The organism is Streptomyces sp. NPDC051207, assembly GCF_040682395.1.
Taxonomy (GTDB): Bacteria; Actinomycetota; Actinomycetes; order Streptomycetales; family Streptomycetaceae; genus Streptomyces.
In genome coordinates, this window is record NZ_JBFBAX010000004.1 from 200,079 (window position 1) to 218,697 (window position 18,619).

Below are 18,619 nucleotides of genomic sequence, written 5' to 3' on the forward strand. Positions count from 1 at the left end.
CGGGAAGGCAGAGCATGAGCACCGACGTCAGCAGTGCGGAGAACGAGGCTGGGGCGACCGTCCGTACCGCGCGCGTGCCCAAGTACTACCGACTGAAGAAGCACCTGCTCGACATGACGGAGACGCAGGCACCGGGCACTCCCGTCCCGCCGGAGCGCACGCTGGCCGCGGAGTTCGACACCTCGCGCACGACCGTCCGCCAGGCCCTGCAGGAACTGGTCGTCGAAGGGCGCCTGGAGCGCATCCAGGGCAAGGGCACCTTCGTCGCCAAGCCGAAGGTCTCCCAGGCGCTGCAACTGACCTCCTACACCGAGGACATGCGCGCCCAGGGCCTCGAACCCACCTCGCAGCTCCTCGACATCGGCTACATCACGGCCGACGACCGGCTCGCCGGGCTGCTCGACATCACGGCCGGCGGGCGCGTGCTGCGCATCGAGCGGCTGCGCATGGCCAACGGCGAGCCGATGGCCATCGAGACCACGCACCTGAGCGCCAAGCGCTTCCCCGCGCTGCGCCGCAGCCTCGTGAAGTACACGTCCCTCTACACCGCGCTCGCCGAGGTGTACGACGTCCATCTCGCGGAGGCCGAGGAGACCATCGAGACGTCGCTGGCCACCCCGCGCGAGGCCGGACTGCTCGGCACGGACGTGGGCCTGCCGATGCTGATGCTCTCCCGGCACTCCCTGGACCGGGACGGCCAGCCGGTGGAGTGGGTGCGGTCGGTCTACCGGGGCGACCGCTACAAGTTCGTGGCACGGCTCAAGCGGCCCCAGGACTGAGCCCGCCGCACGGAAGAAGAACCCCCGGCAAGGGCTGCGCCGCTGCTCAGGACCGGAATGCGGACGAGGGGTTCCGTTTGGCGACTTCCCTGACCTAGATTTCCTGCGCATTACCCGGGCGATCGGTCGAGGGACGGAGCCGTCAGATGTCACAAGCCCCAAAGGTGAACAGAGAGCCGGTGGTGACGCCCGTGCGCGTCGTCATCGCTCTCTGCCTGATAGCGCCCTTCGTGGCGATGCTGTGGGTCGGTTCGTACGCGAAGACCGACCCGACGTTCATCGGCATGCCGTTCTTCTACTGGTACCAGATGATGTGGGTGCTGCTGTCCACAGGGCTGACCATGATCGCGTACAAGCTGTGGCAGCGTGACCAGCGCGCCCGTTCCGGCCGCAAGGGGGGTGCGGCGGAATGAACGACGGCGTGAACGGCGTGGCCCTCGCCGTCTTCATCTTCTTCTTCCTGCTCGTCACGGCCATGGGCTTCCTGGCCGCGCGCTGGCGCAAGGCGGAGAACGAGCACAGCCTCGACGAGTGGGGCCTGGGCGGCCGGTCGTTCGGCACCTGGGTCACCTGGTTCCTGCTCGGCGGCGACCTCTACACGGCGTACACCTTCGTGGCCGTACCGGCGGCGATCTACGCGGCGGGCGCGGCCGGGTTCTTCGCGGTGCCGTACACGATCCTGGTGTACCCGCTGATCTTCACGTTCCTGCCGCGGCTGTGGTCGGTGTCGCACAAGCACGGCTACGTCACGACGTCCGACTTCGTGCGCGGCCGGTTCGGCTCCAAGGGCCTGTCGCTCGCCGTCGCGCTCACCGGCATCCTGGCAACGATGCCGTACATCGCGCTCCAACTGGTCGGCATCCAGGCCGTGCTGGACGTGATGGGGATCGGCGGCGGCGAGAACACCAACTGGTTCATCAAGGACCTGCCGCTGCTGATCGCCTTCGGTGTCCTCGCGGCGTACACCTACTCGTCCGGCCTGCGGGCCCCGGCGCTCATCGCCTTCGTCAAGGACACCCTGATCTACATCGTGATCGCCGTGGCGATCATCTACATCCCGATCAAGCTGGGCGGCTTCGACGACATCTTCTCCAAGGCGGGCGAGGCGTTCTCCGAGACCAACCCGGCGACGGGCGCGCCCCGCGGCTCGCTGGTGCCGTCGGAGGCGGGCCAGTGGACGTACGCCACGCTGGCGCTGGGCTCCGCGCTCGCGCTGTTCATGTACCCGCACTCGATCACGGCGACGCTGTCCTCGCGCAGCCGTGACGTGATCCGCCGCAACACCACGATCCTGCCGCTCTACTCGCTGATGCTGGGCCTGCTGGCGCTGCTCGGCTTCATGGCGATCGCGGCCGGCATCAAGGTGCAGAACGGGCAGCTGGCGATCCCGCAGCTGTTCGAGACGATGTTCCCGGACTGGTTCGCGGGCGTGGCCTTCGCCGCGATCGGCATCGGCGCCCTGGTCCCGGCGGCCATCATGTCCATCGCGGCGGCGAACCTCTTCACCCGCAACATCTACAAGGACTTCATCAAGCCCGACGCGACGCCGGCCGAGGAGACCAAGGTCTCCAAGGTGGTCTCGCTGCTGGTGAAGGTGGGCGCACTGGCCTTCGTGCTGACCATGGACAAGACGGTCGCCATCAACTTCCAGCTGCTGGGCGGCATCTGGATCCTGCAGACCTTCCCGGCCCTGGTCGGCGGCCTGTTCACCCGCTGGTTCCACCGCTGGGCGCTGCTCGCCGGCTGGGCGGTCGGCATGATCTACGGCACGGTCGCCGCGTACGGTGTGGCCTCGCCGACGCAGAAGCACTTCGGCGGCTCCTCGAAGGAGATCCCGGGCATCGGCGAGATCGGCTACATCGGTCTCACGGCGTTCGTGCTGAACGTCGTCGTCACGGTGGTCCTCACCTTCGTCCTCAGGGCCGCGAAGGCCCCCGACGGCGTCGACGAGACGAAGCCGGAGGACTACACGGCGGACGCGGGCGACCCGGGCGTCCAGGTGGAACTCCCGCCGGCCACCGCGGGTTCCTCCCACTGACGGGCTCTGCCCACTGACGGGCTCTTGCCACGGGCCGCCGGGGTGATCCGGCGGCCCGTTGCCGTACCCGTCGGGCACACTCACCGCATGGACATCGTGATACGGCGGGCCCGGCCCGCCGAGTACGCGGCCGTCGGCGAGATCACCGCGCAGGCCTACCTCCGCGACGGCCTGCTGGACTTCGGGGAGGGCGACTCCTACCTCACCCAGCTGCGCGACGTGGCGAAGCGCGCGGCGCACGCCGAGGTGCTGGCCGCCGTCCGGGGCGCCGACGTGCTGGGCGGCGTGACGTTCGTGCCGTCCGGCGGGCCGATGGCCGAGATCGCCGGCCCCTCGGAGGCCGAGATCCGCATGCTCGCCGTGGCGCACGCGGCCCGGGGCCGCGGGGTCGGCGAGGCTCTGGTGCGGGCCTGCGTCGACCGCGCGCGGGCCCTGCCGGGCTGCGTGGCCGTCGTGCTGTCCACGCAGCGCACCATGCACACCGCGCACCGGCTTTATGAGCGGCTGGACTTCGTCCGCACACCGGAGCGCGACTGGAACCCCCTCCCGGAGGTCGACGACATCGAGCTTCTCGCCTACCGACTGACACTGTGACACAAGATGTGGGGGTGCTTTCACGGCCCGACACAAGATGTATGCTCGTGCTCGCTGTCGCCGCAGGGGAATCCGGTGCGAATCCGGAACTGTCCCGCAACGGTGTACCCGCGTGTTTCCGCACGCCTGGTCAGTCCGAGGACCTGCCGGCAGTGCGCCCGGCCGTCCGGCCCGGCGCCTGACGTCCGGGCCTCGTGGAATGGGCCGGTGGACGCGACGCCGCGTGCGCTCGTGAGCTGCCCCCGCCCCTCGACGAGGCCTCGTGCCGAGCGAGGGAGAGCCCCACGTGACCATCGCGCCAGCCGATCCGGCCTCAAGTCCGGGCCCGGCCGCTGCTTCCGCTTCAGCCGCGGCCATAAGTCCAGCGGATGCTTCGCCTTCAGCCCCGGCCTCAAGTCCGGCTTCGGCCCCGGATGCTGCTTCGGCTTCAGACCCGGCCTCAAGTCCGGCTTCCGTCCCGGGTGTTGCTCCAGCCCCCACGCCCCGGCACCCCGGCGACCGCCCCGCCGCCGCCCTCCTGCGGACCCTGACCGAGCTGACCGCCGACCTGCCCGACGCCGACCCCGGCCGGGTCGCCGCGGCGGCGCTGCGCGGCCGGTCGGCGCAGGCGGACGAGGCCGAGTTGCGCGAGCTGGCCACGGAGGCCGCCGCCGGCCTGATCTCGGAGGACCCCGCCTACTCGAAGCTGGCCGCCCGGCTGCTCACCCTCGGCATCCGCGCCGAGGCCGCCTCGCAGGGCGTGACCGCCTTCACCGAGTCCGTCGCCACCGGCCACCGCGAGGGCCTCGTCGCCGACCGCACCGCCGCGTTCGTCCGCCGTCACGCGGCCCGGCTGGACGCGCTGATCGACCCGGCCGCCGACGACCGCTTCGGCTACTTCGGGCTGCGCACCCTGCACAGCCGCTACCTGCTGCGGCACCCGGTCACCCGCAAGGCCGTGGAGACGCCCCAGCACTTCCTGCTGCGCGTGGCGGCCGGTCTCGCCGAGGACGACTCGCCCCGCGCGGTGGAGGAGGTCGCCGCGCTGTACCGGCTGATGAGCCGCCTCGACTACCTGCCCTCCTCCCCCACCCTGTTCAACTCGGGCACCCGGCACCCCCAGATGTCGTCCTGCTACCTCCTCGACTCCCCCAAGGACGAGCTGGACTCCCTCTACGAGCGGTACCACCAGGTCGCCCGGCTCTCGAAGCACGCGGGCGGCATCGGCATCGCCTACTCCCGGATCCGCTCGCGGGGTTCGCTGATCCGCGGCACGAACGGCCACTCCAACGGCATCGTGCCGTTCCTCAAGACGCTGGACGCCTCGGTCGCCGCCGTGAACCAGGGCGGCCGGCGCAAGGGGGCCGCCGCCGTCTACCTGGAGACCTGGCACGCGGACATCGAGGAGTTCCTGGAGCTGCGCGACAACACCGGCGAGGACGCCCGGCGCACGCACAACCTCAACCTCGCGCACTGGGTGCCGGACGAGTTCATGCGGCGCGTGGACGCCGACGGGCCGTGGTCGCTGTTCTCGCCGTCGGACGTGCCGGAGCTGGTGGATCTGTGGGGAGAGGAGTTCGACGCGGCGTACCGGGCGGCGGAGGCGAGGGGCCTGGCGAGGAAGACACTGCCCGCCCGTGACCTGTACGGCCGCATGATGCGCACCCTCGCGCAGACCGGCAACGGCTGGATGACCTTCAAGGACACCGCCAACCGCACCGCCAACCAGACCGCCGAGCCCGGCCGGGTCGTCCACTCCTCCAACCTGTGCACGGAGATCCTGGAGGTCACCGACGACGGGGAGACGGCGGTCTGCAACCTGGGCTCGGTCAACCTCGGCGCCTTCGTGCGCGGCGCGGACATCGACTGGGAGCGGCTGGACGAGACCGTCCGCACGGCCGTCACGTTCCTCGACCGCGTCGTGGACATCAACTTCTACCCGACCGAGCAGGCGGGCCGCTCCAACGCCCGCTGGCGCCCGGTCGGCCTGGGCGTGATGGGCCTGCAGGACGTCTTCTTCCAGCTGCGGCTGCCCTTCGACTCCCCCGGGGCCAGGGCCCTGTCCACCCGCATCGCCGAGCGGATCATGCTGGCCGCGTACGAGGCGTCCGCCGGTCTCGCCGAGCGCAACGGCCCCTGCCCGGCCTGGGACGCGACCCGTACCGCCCGCGGAGTCCTGCACCCCGACCACTACGACGTCGAGCTCGCCTGGCCGGAGCGCTGGGCCGCGCTGCGGGCCCGCGTCGCGGCGACCGGCCTGCGCAACTCCCTGCTCCTCGCGATCGCGCCGACGGCCACCATCGCCTCCATCGCGGGCGTGTACGAGTGCATCGAGCCGCAGGTGTCCAACCTGTTCAAGCGCGAGACGCTGTCGGGCGAGTTCCTCCAGGTCAACCCGTACCTGGTGCGGGACCTCAAGAGGCTCGGCGTGTGGGACGCCCGTACCCGTGAGGCGCTGCGCGAGGCGAACGGCTCGGTGCAGGACTTCACGTGGATCCCCGAGGACGTCCGGCGGCTGTACCGCACGGCGTGGGAGATCCCGCAGCGCGCCCTGATCGACATGGCCGCGGCCCGCACGCCGTTCCTCGACCAGTCGCAGTCCCTGAACGTGTTCCTCCAGACCCCGACCATCGGCAAGCTCTCGTCGATGTACGCGTACGCGTGGAAGCAGGGTCTGAAGACGACGTACTACCTGCGCTCCCGCCCGGCGACCCGCATCGCCCGCGCGGCCCGCGCCGCCGCCCCCGCGCGGGAGGCCGAAGCGGTCGCCTGCTCCCTTGAGAACCCCGAGTCCTGCGAGGCCTGCCAGTGATGACCAGCACCCGGAATCTCCTCGACCCGGGCTTCGAGCTCACCCTCCGCCCGATGCGCTACCCCGACTTCTACGAGCGCTACCGGGACGCCATCAAGAACACCTGGACCGTGGAGGAGGTCGACCTGCACTCCGACGTCGCCGACCTGGCGAAGCTGACGCCGGGCGAGCGGCACCTGATCGGCCGGCTGGTCGCGTTCTTCGCCACCGGCGACTCGATCGTGGCGAACAACCTGGTGCTGACCCTCTACAAGCACATCAACTCGCCCGAGGCGCGGCTGTACCTGTCGCGGCAGCTGTTCGAGGAGGCCGTCCACGTCCAGTTCTATCTGACGCTGCTGGACACGTATCTCCCCGACCCTCAGGACCGCGCCGCCGCCTTCGCGGCCGTGGAGAACATCCCCTCGATCCGCGAGAAGGCCGAATTCTGCTTCAGGTGGATGGACTCGGTGGAGAAGCTCGACCGGCTGGAGACCCGGGCCGACCGGCGCCGCTTCCTGCTGAACCTCATCTGCTTCGCCGCGTGCATCGAGGGCCTGTTCTTCTACGGCGCCTTCGCCTACGTCTACTGGTTCCGCGGCCGGGGCCTGCTGCACGGTCTCGCCACCGGCACCAACTGGGTGTTCCGCGACGAGACCATGCACATGAGCTTCGCGTTCGACGTGGTCGACACCGTCCGCAAGGAGGAGCCGGAGCTGTTCGACGACGCGCTGCGCGAGGAGGTCACCGGGATGCTGCGGGAGGCCGTCGAGGCCGAGCTGCAGTTCGCGCGCGACCTGTGCGGCGACGGCCTGCCGGGGATGAACACCGAGTCGATGCGGCAGTACCTGGAGTGCGTCGCCGACCAGCGCCTCACGCGCCTGGGCTTCGCTCCGGTGTACGGCTCCGGCAACCCGTTCTCGTTCATGGAGCTGCAAGGGGTTCAGGAACTGACCAACTTCTTCGAGCGGCGCCCGTCGGCGTACCAGGTGGCGGTGGAGGGCGCCGTCGACCTGGACGAGGACTTCTGAGTCCCCGGCCGCGGGTCGAGCTGGCGGTCGATCCGGCGTTCGTGGCGCAGCCCCACGAGCGCCGGGCCGGCGACGAGGGCGAAGAGGGCCAGGACGGTCAGGTATCCGAGGAATGCGTTCATGCCGTAAGTCTCGTACCGCCATGACACTCCTGACAGTGGCAGGACTGCCGCGCACCCTCGATTTCCTGCCAGAACCGAGGCACACTGGCAGCATGCTGACCAACGTGGCCGCCGTCCTGCTGGACGGCGTGCACCCCTTCGAACTCGGCGTCGTCTGCGAGGTCTTCGGCATCGACCGCAGCGACGAGGACCTCCCGGTGTACGACTTCGCGGTGGTCTCCGCCGAGGGCCCGGCGCTGCGCACCCACGTCGGCGGGCTGACCGTGACCACGTCGCACGGCCTGGACCGGCTGGACGAGGCCGACCTGATCGCCGTGCCGGCCGGCAGCGACTACGCCCGGCGGGAGTATCCGCCGGCGCTGCTCGACGCCCTGGTGCGGGCCGTGGAGCACGGGGCGCGGGTGCTGAGCGTGTGCTCGGGCGTGTTCGTGCTCGGCGCCGCGGGGCTGCTGGACGGGCGGCGGTGCGCGGTGCACTGGCGCCAGTCGGGGGAGCTGGTCCGGCAGTGTCCGCGGGCGATCGTGGAGCCGGACGTGCTCTACGTGGACGAGGACCCTGTGATCACCTCGGCCGGCACCGCGGCCGGGATCGACGCCTGCCTGCACATCGTACGCAAGGAGCAGGGCACCGAGGTCGCCAACAAGATCGCGCGGCGCATGGTGGTGCCGCCGCACCGCGACGGCGGCCAGGCCCAGTACATCGAGCGGCCCCTGCCGCGGTCGCGCTGCGACACGGTCGGCGAGGTGCTGTCCTGGATGGAGCGGCACCTCGACCGGGAGGTCACCGTCGAGCAGCTCGCCGCCCGCGCCCACATGTCGCCGCGCACCTTCGCCCGCCGCTTCCAGCAGGAGACCGGCACCACCCCCTACCGCTGGCTGCTGCGCCAGCGGGTGCTGCTGGCCCAGGAGCTGCTGGAGGGCACGGACGACACGGTGGACGCGATCGCCGCCCGTACCGGCTTCGGGACCGCGGCGGCGCTGCGGCACCAGTTCGTCCGGGCGCTGAACACCACGCCGAACGCCTACCGGCGCGCGTTCCGGGGCCCGCAGGCCGCCTGACCGCGCGCCGGCCGCCTCGCCGCGCACGCCTCACCCGCGCCGCCTCACCTGGGCACGGCCCTCAGCAGCAGCCCGTCGGGGCGGAGCGTGATGCCGATCCGGACGCTGCCGTCGGAGCCCGGCGCCTGCTCGAAGCGGTACGCGCTCGCCAGCGCCGCCGTCACCAGGCTGAGCATCGCCATCGAGAAGTGGTCGCTCGGGCACTTCCGATTGCCCACGCCGAACGGCCGCATGGCATATTTCGGCAGCTCCGTGACCCGCTCCGGAAGCCACCGGTCCGGATCGAACTCCAAGTGGTGTGCGTACGACCTCGGATCGCGCTGGATCGCGTACGGACTGTAGATGATGTCGGCACCGGCCGGAATGCGATAGCCGCCGAGTTCCGTGTCGGCGACCGCGCGGCGGGTGAGAATCCAGACGGCCGGGCGCAGTCGCATCGCCTCCACGAGGACATTGTTGGTGTGCGTGAGACGGGGCACGTCGTCGAATCGCACCGGCCGGCCGCCGGTCACGGATTCCACCTCGTCGCGCACCTTGTCGCCGTGTTCCGGGTGTTCCGCGAGCACCTGCAGCAGACTCATGATCGTGGAGGCGATGGTTTCGCTCCCGGGGGTGAGTATCGCGACGACCTGGTCGTGGATCTCCTGTTCCCCGATGGGCTCGCCATTGTCGTCGTGGGCGTCCAGCAGAGCCGTCAGCAAATCGTTCGGCTTTTGACCGGACGCCCGCCGCTCGGCCACGATCTCGTCGACGAGCAGATGCAAATCGGCCAGCGCCCGGTTGAATGCGCGATTGGCCGGAAGCGGCAGCCGGTAGAGCGGGCCCAGCGGGATGACCATCCGCCGGTACATGCCGCGGAACACGGTGGCGAGCGCGCCGCACAGCCGCTCGGCGCGCTCGTCCATGAACTGGCCGCGCAGCAGGCAGCGGGCCGCGACGCGCACGGCGACACGGAACGCCTCGGAGGTGCAGTCGATCACCTCGCCGGAGCGCCAGCGCGCCACCAGCCCGTGCGCCTCCTCCTCCATGATCGGCCCGTACGCCGGGATCGCGTCGAGCCGGAACGCCGGCTGGATGGTGCGCCGCTGCCGCCGGTGGAGCTGGCCGTTGGCGGTGGCCACCCCCTCCTTGCCGAGCAGGCCCTCCAGGGACTCCCACAGCGGCCCGGCGATGATGTAGTCCGGGCTGAGCGCGAGGGCGCCGGTGAGCGCGGGCGTGGTGACCGCGTACACCGTCTTCGGGCCGAGCTTCAGCCGTACGACGTCGCCGTGGTCGCGCAGCCGGGCCATGAAGGCCAGCGGGTCGCGGGCCATTCTCCAGCCGTGGCCGAGCAGCGGAATCCCGCCGCCCGCCACGGGCGGCTCACGCAGCTCGGCTCCTGCACCGGTCCCGCTCTGGGGTGTGACCGACTCGACGGTCATTTCTCACCTGCCGCTTCGTTGTTGACGTACGGGGGAGTGGACCGGTCGTCCCAGTTGTCGACCATGTACCGGCCGGACTCGTGGTGGAACCAGTAGACGGTGCTGAACCAGTTCCGCATATTGCCGACACAGGCCCGCACCGCCGCGCTCAGTTCTTTTCCGCGCACGGTGCCGTCGGCCAGTTCGCCGGCGAACCGCAACGCGTCCTGTTCCGCGACTATGAATTCGGATATGCATTCCTCGACGCGCCGTCTCAGCTCCACGATCGCCGCTTCGAGAGTCAGCCCTTCGTGGGTGATGAGACTGATGCCGAGGTTGTGGACCTCGTCCCCCGCTATTTCCTTGGGAAGTGAGCAGAGGTCGTTGTACCAGGCGGCGAATTCCTGGCTCAGGAGTGCCGCCCGCCGGAATGCGGGGTGCTTCCGCACCCGGTCGGGGAGTTCCTGTCCGGCGCTCGCCTCCAGCAGGTCGGTCCATATCCAGTGCGCGAAGGTGAGCCGCCGCAGCCTCAGGTATTCCTCGACGGAGGGGACGATTCCGTGGGTGCGGTTGTGGAACTCCCGGTCGTACGCGTCGATCACCGCGTGGAAGTGCCGGGCGAACCGGCCGTTCCAGGTCACCGGCAGGAACGAGAACAGCCGCAGCACACTGTCGGCGAACCCGGCCACCAGCGGGTCCCGGTGGTGCAGGTGGTTCTGGGGTGCCTCGAGTGCCGTGTGCAACTGCTCGGCCAGACGCCGCCAGGCCACCGGACGGCGGTGCACGATGTCGCGGTCGTGACGGTCGTCCCAGACGAAGAACCAGGCGCTGTAGTCCGCTGTCGCCTGGAGAACGTCGTCGGCGGCGTCGACGTAGTAGCCCGCCATGAGGTCCGTGTAGCACAGGCCGTCGGCATATTCCTCGACCTTGTCCGCCGGCATGAGACGCTTTTCGAGGAGCCAGGTGCGGGTCTTCTCCTGGAGCCGGGGCCAATACGGATGCAGTTGCCGGGGAAAAGCCGCCTCGATCACCGGGAGCCGGAGTGAGGGTGGGACTGCGACCACGGTCGATGTCGTAGTGGAGCCGTGTGGGAAAGCCTGCACGAACAAACCCCTCTCAGCCGCCTGTTGGCACAGGCCCGCCCGCTGTGCCGGACGTGCGCCGGTGCGTATCCCCGCACTTCCTATTCAGCACCACAACTGACCGATTTGGGAACGGATTTGCTGCATTCATTGCGCCTCTGTGCCGAGATTCTCCCTTGCATGACGCATGTGTGATCAGCAGGGAGCGCACCGGATCGACCGGGCGACGCACGCACGAACGGCGCCCGGTCAGGAGGAGGAACCTGAACGGTCGCCGTCCACAAGGCAGTTGGGCGGACGCGGCCGGGGGCCGTCAGTCGTTGGCGACCACGGGGTAGCGCGGCTCGCCCTCGGCCATCTGCCGCAGCGCGTCCTTGCGCTCGCGCTTGGAGAGCCGGTCGATGTACAGGTAGCCGTACAGGTGGTCGGTCTCGTGCTGGAGGCAGCGCGCGAAGTAGCCGGTGCCGCGCACCTTGATCGGGTTGCCCTGCTCGTCCTGCCCGGTCACCTCGGCGTAGTCCGGCCGGGCGAGCGAGGCGTACGCGGTCGGCACGGACAGGCAGCCCTCGTTGCTGTCGTCCAGCCGGCGCCGCTCGGCGGGCAGTTCGACCAGCTTCGGGTTGCAGACGACGCCGACGTGCCGCACACCGTCGTCGTCCGGGCAGTCGTAGACGAACACCTTCAGGTCGACGCCGATCTGGTTGGCGGCCAGGCCCACGCCCTCGGCGGTGCGCTGGCTGGCGAACATGTCCGCGACCAGCTGCTGGAGTTCCTCGCCGAAGTCGGTGACGTCCTTGCACTCCTTGTGGAGCACCGGGTTCCCGACGACGGTGATCGGCCGCGAGGTGCCGCGCTCCCGCCAGTCCGACTCGCGCGCCTCGCAGTCCTCCGTGTCCACGACGAAGCCCTCGTCGTCGACGGGGAGCACGCCCACGTGCTGCTGATCGGTGTCCTGCTGCGCCATGACCGACGTACGCCTTCCTGACATGAACGGGGAGTAGGTGCTGATACAGGGTACGGGGAAGCACCCCGAGGGGGTGCCGGACCATGGCTGACACACGACCCCGCCGCGCGGGCGCGACCCGCCGCGGCAGAGCGGGATCCGGCCGCGGCCCTCAGCACACCTCTTCGAGGTCCCGCCAGTCCCGGGACTCCGGGCTGTCCGCGACCCATCCGTCCAGCAGCCCCCGGACCAGCGACGCCGGCGCGGCCACCCCGCACTCGCGCTCCGGCACCCACAGCTGCCCGTCCGTCCGGTGCCCGAGCGGCCCGGGCTGCCCCGGCTCACTGTGGTCGTGCGGGTCGAGATGCTCACCGTCGCCCTCGTCGGACGGCATCCGCGACTCCGAGCACGTCCGGCACAGCAGCCGCACCGAGGACGACCAGTCCTCGGCGGCGAACCCGGCGTCGGCGGCCAGCTGCTCCAGGGCGTCCCGGTCGGCCTCCGTGGCCGCCTCCAGCAGCACCACCCAGGTCGGGACGGGCGACGGCGCCCACAGCTCGATCTCGTCGAACACCGGATAGGTGTGCCCGGCGGTGGTGGTCCGCTCGCCGTGCGGCACACCGTCGTGCAGCACGACCTCGCCCCAGCGCCGCCCCGAGGACGGCAGCGGAATCGACAGCACCTCGATCCGGGCGGGATCCAGCCGCCGCCCCCACACGACCTCGGCCTCCCCCTCGGGCGACAGCCGTACGGCCGCGCTGCCGAGGTCCATGCCGACCGGCTCGCCGGAGCCGGTCGCCGCGCCGGGCACCCGCAGGCCGTACGCCTGCCAGGCGCGGCGGGCCAGCGGCCAGTCCTGCAGGGCGGTCGCGGCGATGCCGACGTTCCACCAGTCGGGTGCCCCGGTGTCCCGGTCGAGCAGCGCGACGGCCCTGAGGCCCGCCGCCCTGGCCTGCTCCCAGTCGTGCCGGAACTTGTGCAGCAGGGCGAGGTTGAACCAGGACTCCGACAGCCAGGGTTCCAGGTCGGCGGCCCGCGTCAGCAGCGCGCCCGCGTCCTCGTACCGGCCGTCGCCGATGAGAGTGAACGCGCGGTCCGTGGCCTGCCGCCAGGAGGCGGAGGGCCGGTGCCGTCCCTTGCCGAAGATCCTCACGATTCCCGCCTGCCAGTTCCGTCAAGTGGGCTGGCTGTGCCGCTCTGCGCCCCCGGACACCCTTTCCTGCGCATCAAACCACGTACGGCTGGAAGGGCGCTCATTACCCATGGGTTACCCAGCCTCGCACCGGGTCAGACAGGCTCCGGCGTCCTCACCCGGTGTGCTCACGCGCCAGGAGGCCCGCGTCACGCGACAGCACCCGCGCCAGCGAGGCCACCACCTCCGGCGCGTACTCCCCGGCGGCGGCCAGCCGCAGCTCCTCCAGCGCGGTGAGCGCGCCGCCCGGCCCGGCACCCCGCGCCTTCTCCTCGTAGGCGTTCACCACGCGGACGATGCGTGCGGCGAGCGGCTGTTCCCGGCACGGGTCGGCCTGCCGCTCCACGACGACGGCGACGGCCGGGTCGACCCCGGTCTGCCGCACGACGGCCCCGCCGAGCAGCGCGATGCGCCGCTGTTCCGGGACGGGCAGCCCGGCGGTGGCCCCGGCCGGCACCGGGTCGACGAGGCTCAGCTGGCCGATGTCGTGCATGAGCGCCGCGTACTCCAGCACGGTCAGCTCCGGCTCGGTCATCCCGAGGTCCCGCCCGACGGCCAGGCCGAGCGCGGCGACGCGCCGGGCGTGCCCGGTCGGCGTGTACCCGGCGATCTCGGTGGCGCGGGCGAGGGAGGCGATGGTCTGCCGGTAGGTGGCGCGCACCGCGGTGTACCGCCGGTAGGACAGCTGGGCCAGCAGCAGCGGCACCGAGAACACGGGCAGCGCCCAGAGCCCGACGACGGCCACCGCCAGCGCCATCACGGCCCCGGTGGCGCACACCGCGGCCCCGATGCCGAGCATGCCCCGCAGTTCGTCGCGCAGCAGCGGGGCGAACGGCCACCGGGTCCGGGCGTGGGCCAGCGCGGCGGCGAGGACCGCGTCGAACAGGGCGGTCAGCGCGAGCAGCGCGAGCAGCAGCAGGGCGTGGGCGGGGCCGACCCAGCCGTCGAAGGCGCCCTGGTTGTAGAGGGGCTGGAAGCAGGTGGCGGCGAAGCCGACGCTGAGCGTGCGGCGGGCGAGCTGGTCGGCCGTGGGGCCCCGGCCGCGCGCCGTGTGCGGCACGCTGCCGATGAGGGTGGCGACGAGGACGACGGTCACGACCTGCGCCACACCGTGCCGGGTGGGCTCACCCGCGGCCTCGCCGAGCAGGGCGTAGGCCAGGGCCGCGGCGGCGCCGATCGGGGCGGCCTCCCGGACCCGGGTGCCGGTCCAGCGGGTCAGCTCGCCGAAGGCGACGAGCACGCCGAAGGCGACGGCGACGGGCCGTCCCTCCAGCCCGCCCCAGAGGGTGACGGCGAGGCTCGCGGCGGCGAGCAGCCCCGCGGTGGTGTGCACCAGGGCGAGGAGCAGGGGCCGCTGCCACCGCGTCACCGGTGCACTCCGGGCCGGCTGGGGGTGCGGGGCCGCGGCGGGCCGAGGGGACGGGAGCCGCTCTCGTCGGCCGTGACCGCGGGCCGCCACCCGGACCGGGTGATGACGCGGACCAGGGCGGCGACCATCCTCGGGTCGAAGTGGCTGCCCGCGCACCGCTGGAGTTCCTCCAGCGCGGCCGGGACGGGCCGGGCCCGGCTGTAGGAGCGGGTGGAGGTCATGGCGTCGAAGGCGTCGGCCACCGCGACCACCCGCGCCGACTCGGGGATCTGGGTCCCGGCGAGCCCGTAGGGGTAGCCGCTGCCGTCCATCCGCTCGTGGTGGTGCAGCACCGCGGCGCGCGCCTCCCCGAGGAAGCCGATGCCCCGGACGATCTCGTGCCCGTACTCCGGGTGCAGTTCGATGACGCGCCGCTCCTCGGGGGTGAGCGGGCCGTCCTTGCGCAGCAGCCGGGTCGGGACGCCGAGCTTGCCGACGTCGTGCAGGATCCCGGCGAAGCGCAGGACCTCGACGCGGTCGTCGTCCAGGCCCAGCTCGCGGGCGATCATCATCGAGGCCTGTCCGACGCGTTCGCCGTGCCCGCGTGTGTAGCCGTCCTTGATGTCGACGGCCTGCACGAGGGCGCGGATCGTCGCCTGGTGCGCGGCCCGTTCCCGGTGGTACTGCGCGAACGCCCACCAGGACACGCCCATCGGCAGCATCACCAGCAGCGCGGCGACCGGCCCGTACGGGCTGCGCCACAGCACGGCCATCATCAGCCCGACGAGGCCGTGCACGGCGACCGGCGCGAGCGACCGCGTGAACAGCCCGCGCCAGGCCCGCCGCACGGGCACCCGGTCCCGCTGCCCGAGCGGCGCGGGCGGTGCGCCCGCGCCCGCCGCGAGGACGGCGGCGTCGAGCACGGTCAGCACCAGGCAGAACACCAGCACGGCGGCGGCGGCCGGCAGCAGGGCGTAGCGGAAGTCGGACGCCACGACGGCGTCGCGCCCGCCGAGGGACCAGTGCACGCGGGCGGCGGCCCACACGGCGACGACGAGCTGCGCGGCCCGCCACACGCGCCGCAGCACCGCGGGCCGCTCGGCGACGCCGGACAGCAGCGCGCCCGGCACCGCGACGAGCGCGGCGGCGGGCGGCGGCAGCAGGAAGGCCGCGGCGAGCAGCACGGGGTGGAAGGTGCCGGCGAACCGGGACCTGGCGATGTGCTCGCAGCCCGCGTACAGGGCGGCGAGCAGGGCGACCGCGTACCAGGGGGTGTGGAGTTCGGGAAGGTGGCGCAGGCAGAACAGGGCCGCGAGGACGACACAGGCCACGCACGCACGTGCCCGTGCCGGTACCGCATCCATGAGCCCCTCCCCCGGCCATGCCTTTCAGGCTCCGGAGCCTAGGCGGCGGCAGGGGGGACCGCGGACGGTTCCCCGCGGGTTAGCACGTTCGGGTGAAAAAGGACGTTCGGCGTGACCGGCCGTGGAGGAGTCCGGGACTGTGGAGAGTCCAGGGCCGCGGAGGGGTCTAGGACTCCTGCGGCGCCGCCGTCACGTCGTGCTCGGGGACGGCCTGGCCGGAACGGATCAGCTCGATCCGCCCCATGACCTTGTCCCGCAGGTCGCCCGGCACGTCGTCATGCCCGCAGCACCGCTTGACCAGCTTCTTCACGGCCTGCTCCAGCCCGTACTTCTCCAGGCACGGCGAGCACTCCTCGAAGTGGTGCTCGAACTTCACGCAGTCCGAGTCCGGCATCTCCCGGTCGAGGAACTCGTAGAGATGATCGAGGATTTCGCTGCAATCCGTCTCGTGCGGCTCTCCGCAGCTCATGACCCCGAGCCTTTCGCTTCGTTCGACTCTCCCGCGCCGGCCGGGACCAGTCCGCGCTCGCGGGCGTAGTCCTCCAGCATGCCGCGCAGTTGACGGCGTCCCCGGTGCAGCCGGGACATCACCGTACCGATGGGTGTCCCCATGATGTCGGCGATCTCCTTGTAGGCAAAGCCCTCCACATCGGCGAGGTACACGGCGATGCGGAACTCCTCGGGGATCGCCTGGAGCGCCTGCTTCACGTCCGAGTCGGGCAGGTGGTCGAGCGCCTGCGACTCGGCGGAGCGCAGACCGGTCGACATGTGCGACTCGGCACGGGCGAGCTGCCAGTCCTCGATCTCCTCGGCCGCGCTGCGCTGGGGTTCGCGCTGCTTCTTGCGGTAGGAGTTGATGAAGGTGTTGGTGAGGATCCGGTACAGCCACGCCTTGAGGTTGGTGCCTTCGCGGAACTGGTGGAAGGACGCGTACGCCTTGGCGTACGTCTCCTGCACCAGGTCCTCGGCGTCCGCCGGGTTGCGCGTCATGCGCAGCGCGGCCGAGTACATCTGGTCGAGGTATTCCAGCGCGTCCCGCTCGAAGCGCGCGCTGCGCTCCGCGGCCGACTCCGCGGCACCCCGGCCCTCGGGCTGCTCCGGCTGGCCGTTCTCGGTCCCTGCGTCGGTACCGGCGACCGGACCCACCTCCTCCAGTGTTGGCGTGAAACCAAGACCGGTCCCACTCGATTCGGAGGATAGACGACCCGTGGTCGGGGACGCCTGCCGATTCGATCCGCCCGACGCACGGCCCGGCACGGTCTTCGCCGCGGGCAGCACCGTCCAGTCGAGCTGGTCGCGGCTGCTGAGACGCGGGCAGAAGGTGGCACCCATGCGGCGGACTTCCTCTCCTACGACGGCTGTGCCGGTGACCGGCACGTACGTCGGGCTCAACAGTGCCCGCCGGCTCCGCATTCCCGGCCGTCAGCCCAGTGATCCGGCCCACTCGGCGACCCCCTCGACGATCACCGCCAGTGCCTCGTCCTGGGTGATGCCCGCCCGTTTCGGCACGGCGAAACCATGGTCGCCGTGGGGCACGACGACGTGCGGCCGGTATCCCTCGGGGAACTCCTCGGGTCGGCCGAACGGGTCGTTGCCGCCCTGGACGATCAGCAGCGGGATCCCTGCCTCCCGCACGCCGAACAGCTCCTGCTCGCGCGAGGACCCGGGCCTGCCCGGCGGGTGCAGCGGGAAACCGAGCACGAGGACGCCGGCGGCGCCCAGTTCCGCCGCCGTGCGGCAGGCGACGCGGGCGCCCGCGCTGCGACCACCCGAGATCACCGGAAGGCCCGGCGCGGCCAGGGCGGGCCACACGCCGCGCCAGCCGGTGTCGAGGGTCTTCGGGGCGGGGGCGAGCTTCTTGCCGGCCACCCGCCAGGGCTGCTCCACCAGGGCGACGGTCACCCCGCGCGCGGGCAGCGCGGCGGCGAGCGCCGCCAGGTCGCGTGCCTCGATGCCGCCGCCGACGCCATGGCTCGCGGCCAGCACGAGCCGTGGTGTCCTCGCCCGGTGCCAGGTGACGCGCGCGGTGCCCGCATCCGTCTCGACGGTCTCGGTGGTCACGGGGATCTCGGTCGTCACATCAGAAGAGTGTGCCCTCTTCCGGCGCCTCCAGCTCCTTGAGCAGCTCCGGGCCGTTGTTGCGGACGTTGCTGACCGCCGTGGACACCGGGTAGGCGCGCATCAGGCCGGGCGGCGGGGGCGCGAGCAGCTCACGCAGGTCGTCCGGGTCGGTCCTGCCCGGGTCCAGCCAGGCGTCCCAGCGGTCCGGGGTGAGCATCAGCGGCATGCGCGGGTGGATGTCGGCGAGCGAGCGGGGCCCCTCGGCGGGCGCGACCGCGAGCGGGGTGCTCTCGGCCTCGGTGGTGATCACCGAGCACGTCACCCACCAGGCCCCCGGGTGGTCGTCCGGGAGCGTCTTGTCGCGCCAGAACTCGTACAGCCCGGCCATGGCGAACACCGAGCCGTCCGCGGGCGACACGAAGTAGGGCTGCTTGCGCGGGCGCTTCCTCTTCCCCTCGACCTCCAGCTCGCGCTCCTGCGTGCCGGTGACCCACTCGTAGTAGCCGTCGGCGGGCAGGATGCAGCGCCGGGCCGCGAAGGCGCGGCGGTACGACGGCTTCTCGTGGACGGTCTCCGCGCGCGCGTTGATCATGCGGGCGGCGCCCTCGGGCGTCTTGGACCAGGACGGCACCAGGCCCCACTTCAGCTTCCTCAGCTGCCGGACCGGCCGTGGGTCCGGCTCGTCCTTCACAGGCCGGTCGAGGATGGCGTGGACCTCCTTGGTGGGGGCCACGTTGAAGTCGGGGGCCAGGGTCTCCTCGGGGTCCCACTTCTCGATCTCGAAGATTCCTGCGAGATCCTCGGGCCTACGACTGGCTGCATACCGTCCGCACATAC

Annotated in this window: 17 protein-coding genes and 1 riboswitch; of the genes, 7 read left to right on the top strand and 10 right to left on the bottom strand. The window is 71.5% G+C overall.

The features are described from left to right. Nucleotides 1-14: 14 nt before the first annotated feature. The 7 genes from AB0M97_RS06140 to AB0M97_RS06170 all read left to right on the top strand — a co-directional run bounded on the left by AB0M97_RS06140 (nucleotide 15) and on the right by AB0M97_RS06170 (nucleotide 8,392). Nucleotides 15-779, top strand: a complete 765-nt coding sequence (locus tag AB0M97_RS06140; protein WP_365959530.1) for a GntR family transcriptional regulator — start codon at nucleotides 15-17, stop codon at nucleotides 777-779. 146 nt (nucleotides 780-925) lie between these two features. After that, nucleotides 926-1,192, top strand: coding sequence for a DUF3311 domain-containing protein (locus tag AB0M97_RS06145; RefSeq protein WP_365959531.1), 267 nt, complete (start codon nucleotides 926-928; stop codon nucleotides 1,190-1,192). Beyond that, a complete protein-coding gene (gene mctP, locus AB0M97_RS06150) occupies nucleotides 1,189-2,817 on the top strand; it encodes a monocarboxylate uptake permease MctP (protein WP_365959532.1) in 1,629 nt (542 codons plus the stop codon). Before AB0M97_RS06145 ends, mctP begins: the two co-directional genes overlap by 4 nt. A gap of 87 nt (nucleotides 2,818-2,904) precedes the next feature. Next, nucleotides 2,905-3,411, top strand: coding sequence for a GNAT family N-acetyltransferase (locus AB0M97_RS06155; RefSeq protein ID WP_365959533.1), 507 nt, complete (start codon nucleotides 2,905-2,907; stop codon nucleotides 3,409-3,411). Nucleotides 3,412-3,439: 28 nt separating this feature from the next. Continuing rightward, a riboswitch (cobalamin riboswitch) is annotated at nucleotides 3,440-3,577 on the top strand. A gap of 351 nt (nucleotides 3,578-3,928) precedes the next feature. Further along, nucleotides 3,929-6,202: a ribonucleoside-diphosphate reductase subunit alpha gene (locus tag AB0M97_RS06160; protein ID WP_365959661.1), complete on the top strand. Its 2,274-nt coding sequence runs from the start codon at nucleotides 3,929-3,931 to the stop codon at nucleotides 6,200-6,202. Then, on the top strand, nucleotides 6,202-7,212 hold the full coding sequence (locus AB0M97_RS06165; RefSeq protein WP_365959534.1) for a ribonucleotide-diphosphate reductase subunit beta: 1,011 nt from the start codon (nucleotides 6,202-6,204) through the stop codon (nucleotides 7,210-7,212). The genes AB0M97_RS06160 and AB0M97_RS06165 overlap by 1 nt, the downstream gene beginning before the upstream one ends. 214 nt (nucleotides 7,213-7,426) lie before the next feature. Beyond that, the gene (locus AB0M97_RS06170) at nucleotides 7,427-8,392 is read left to right on the top strand and encodes a helix-turn-helix domain-containing protein (protein ID WP_365959535.1); all 966 of its coding nucleotides are present in this window, start codon (nucleotides 7,427-7,429) and stop codon (nucleotides 8,390-8,392) included. 44 nt (nucleotides 8,393-8,436) lie between these two features. On the opposite strand, the gene AB0M97_RS06175 is transcribed toward AB0M97_RS06170, so the two are convergent. The 10 genes from AB0M97_RS06175 to AB0M97_RS06220 all read right to left on the bottom strand — a co-directional run bounded on the left by AB0M97_RS06175 (nucleotide 8,437) and on the right by AB0M97_RS06220 (nucleotide 18,617). After that, the gene (locus AB0M97_RS06175) at nucleotides 8,437-9,813 is read right to left on the bottom strand and encodes a cytochrome P450 (RefSeq protein WP_365959536.1); all 1,377 of its coding nucleotides are present in this window, start codon (nucleotides 9,811-9,813) and stop codon (nucleotides 8,437-8,439) included. After that, complete coding sequence (cyc1, locus tag AB0M97_RS06180; RefSeq protein ID WP_365959537.1) at nucleotides 9,810-10,895, bottom strand: epi-isozizaene synthase; 1,086 nt, start codon at nucleotides 10,893-10,895, stop codon at nucleotides 9,810-9,812. The genes AB0M97_RS06175 and cyc1 overlap by 4 nt, the downstream gene beginning before the upstream one ends. 292 nt (nucleotides 10,896-11,187) lie before the next feature. Beyond that, complete coding sequence (gene def, locus AB0M97_RS06185) at nucleotides 11,188-11,838, bottom strand: peptide deformylase (RefSeq protein ID WP_365959662.1); 651 nt, start codon at nucleotides 11,836-11,838, stop codon at nucleotides 11,188-11,190. Between the two features lie 151 nt (nucleotides 11,839-11,989). Beyond that, a complete protein-coding gene (locus tag AB0M97_RS06190; RefSeq protein WP_365959538.1) occupies nucleotides 11,990-12,970 on the bottom strand; it encodes a hypothetical protein in 981 nt (326 codons plus the stop codon). Nucleotides 12,971-13,124: 154 nt separating this feature from the next. Then, nucleotides 13,125-14,378 carry an HD domain-containing protein gene (locus AB0M97_RS06195; protein ID WP_365959539.1) on the bottom strand — a complete coding sequence of 418 codons (1,254 nt, stop codon included), beginning with the start codon at nucleotides 14,376-14,378 and terminating at the stop codon, nucleotides 13,125-13,127. After that, the gene (locus AB0M97_RS06200; protein ID WP_365959540.1) at nucleotides 14,375-15,721 is read right to left on the bottom strand and encodes an HD-GYP domain-containing protein; all 1,347 of its coding nucleotides are present in this window, start codon (nucleotides 15,719-15,721) and stop codon (nucleotides 14,375-14,377) included. The genes AB0M97_RS06195 and AB0M97_RS06200 overlap by 4 nt, the downstream gene beginning before the upstream one ends. A gap of 166 nt (nucleotides 15,722-15,887) precedes the next feature. After that, nucleotides 15,888-16,190, bottom strand: coding sequence for a mycothiol system anti-sigma-R factor (gene rsrA, locus AB0M97_RS06205; RefSeq protein ID WP_365959541.1), 303 nt, complete (start codon nucleotides 16,188-16,190; stop codon nucleotides 15,888-15,890). Continuing rightward, nucleotides 16,187-16,867, bottom strand: coding sequence for an RNA polymerase sigma factor SigR (gene sigR / locus AB0M97_RS06210; RefSeq protein ID WP_365959542.1), 681 nt, complete (start codon nucleotides 16,865-16,867; stop codon nucleotides 16,187-16,189). The genes rsrA and sigR overlap by 4 nt, the downstream gene beginning before the upstream one ends. 276 nt (nucleotides 16,868-17,143) lie before the next feature. Then, on the bottom strand, nucleotides 17,144-17,800 hold the full coding sequence (locus AB0M97_RS06215) for an alpha/beta family hydrolase (protein ID WP_365959544.1): 657 nt from the start codon (nucleotides 17,798-17,800) through the stop codon (nucleotides 17,144-17,146). 1 nt (nucleotide 17,801) lies between these two features. Next, nucleotides 17,802-18,617, bottom strand: coding sequence for an SOS response-associated peptidase (locus AB0M97_RS06220; RefSeq protein WP_365959545.1), 816 nt, complete (start codon nucleotides 18,615-18,617; stop codon nucleotides 17,802-17,804). Between the last annotated feature and the right edge of the window lie 2 nt (nucleotides 18,618-18,619).

Bases quoted from the DNA above. Each gene is read 5' to 3' on its own strand.
- AB0M97_RS06175 (WP_365959536.1), bottom strand. From the start codon at position 9,813: ATGACCGTCGAGTCGGTCACACCCCAGAGCGGGACCGGTGCAGGAGCC.
- AB0M97_RS06140 (WP_365959530.1), top strand. From the start codon at position 15: ATGAGCACCGACGTCAGCAGTGCGGAGAACGAGGCTGGGGCGACCGTC.
- AB0M97_RS06200 (WP_365959540.1), bottom strand. From the start codon at position 15,721: ATGGATGCGGTACCGGCACGGGCACGTGCGTGCGTGGCCTGTGTCGTC.
- AB0M97_RS06170 (WP_365959535.1), top strand. From the start codon at position 7,427: ATGCTGACCAACGTGGCCGCCGTCCTGCTGGACGGCGTGCACCCCTTC.
- mctP (WP_365959532.1), top strand. From the start codon at position 1,189: ATGAACGACGGCGTGAACGGCGTGGCCCTCGCCGTCTTCATCTTCTTC.
- AB0M97_RS06165 (WP_365959534.1), top strand. From the start codon at position 6,202: ATGACCAGCACCCGGAATCTCCTCGACCCGGGCTTCGAGCTCACCCTC.
- AB0M97_RS06220 (WP_365959545.1), bottom strand. From the start codon at position 18,617: ATGTGCGGACGGTATGCAGCCAGTCGTAGGCCCGAGGATCTCGCAGGA.
- AB0M97_RS06155 (WP_365959533.1), top strand. From the start codon at position 2,905: ATGGACATCGTGATACGGCGGGCCCGGCCCGCCGAGTACGCGGCCGTC.
- def (WP_365959662.1), bottom strand. From the start codon at position 11,838: ATGGCGCAGCAGGACACCGATCAGCAGCACGTGGGCGTGCTCCCCGTC.
- AB0M97_RS06145 (WP_365959531.1), top strand. From the start codon at position 926: ATGTCACAAGCCCCAAAGGTGAACAGAGAGCCGGTGGTGACGCCCGTG.
- rsrA (WP_365959541.1), bottom strand. From the start codon at position 16,190: ATGAGCTGCGGAGAGCCGCACGAGACGGATTGCAGCGAAATCCTCGAT.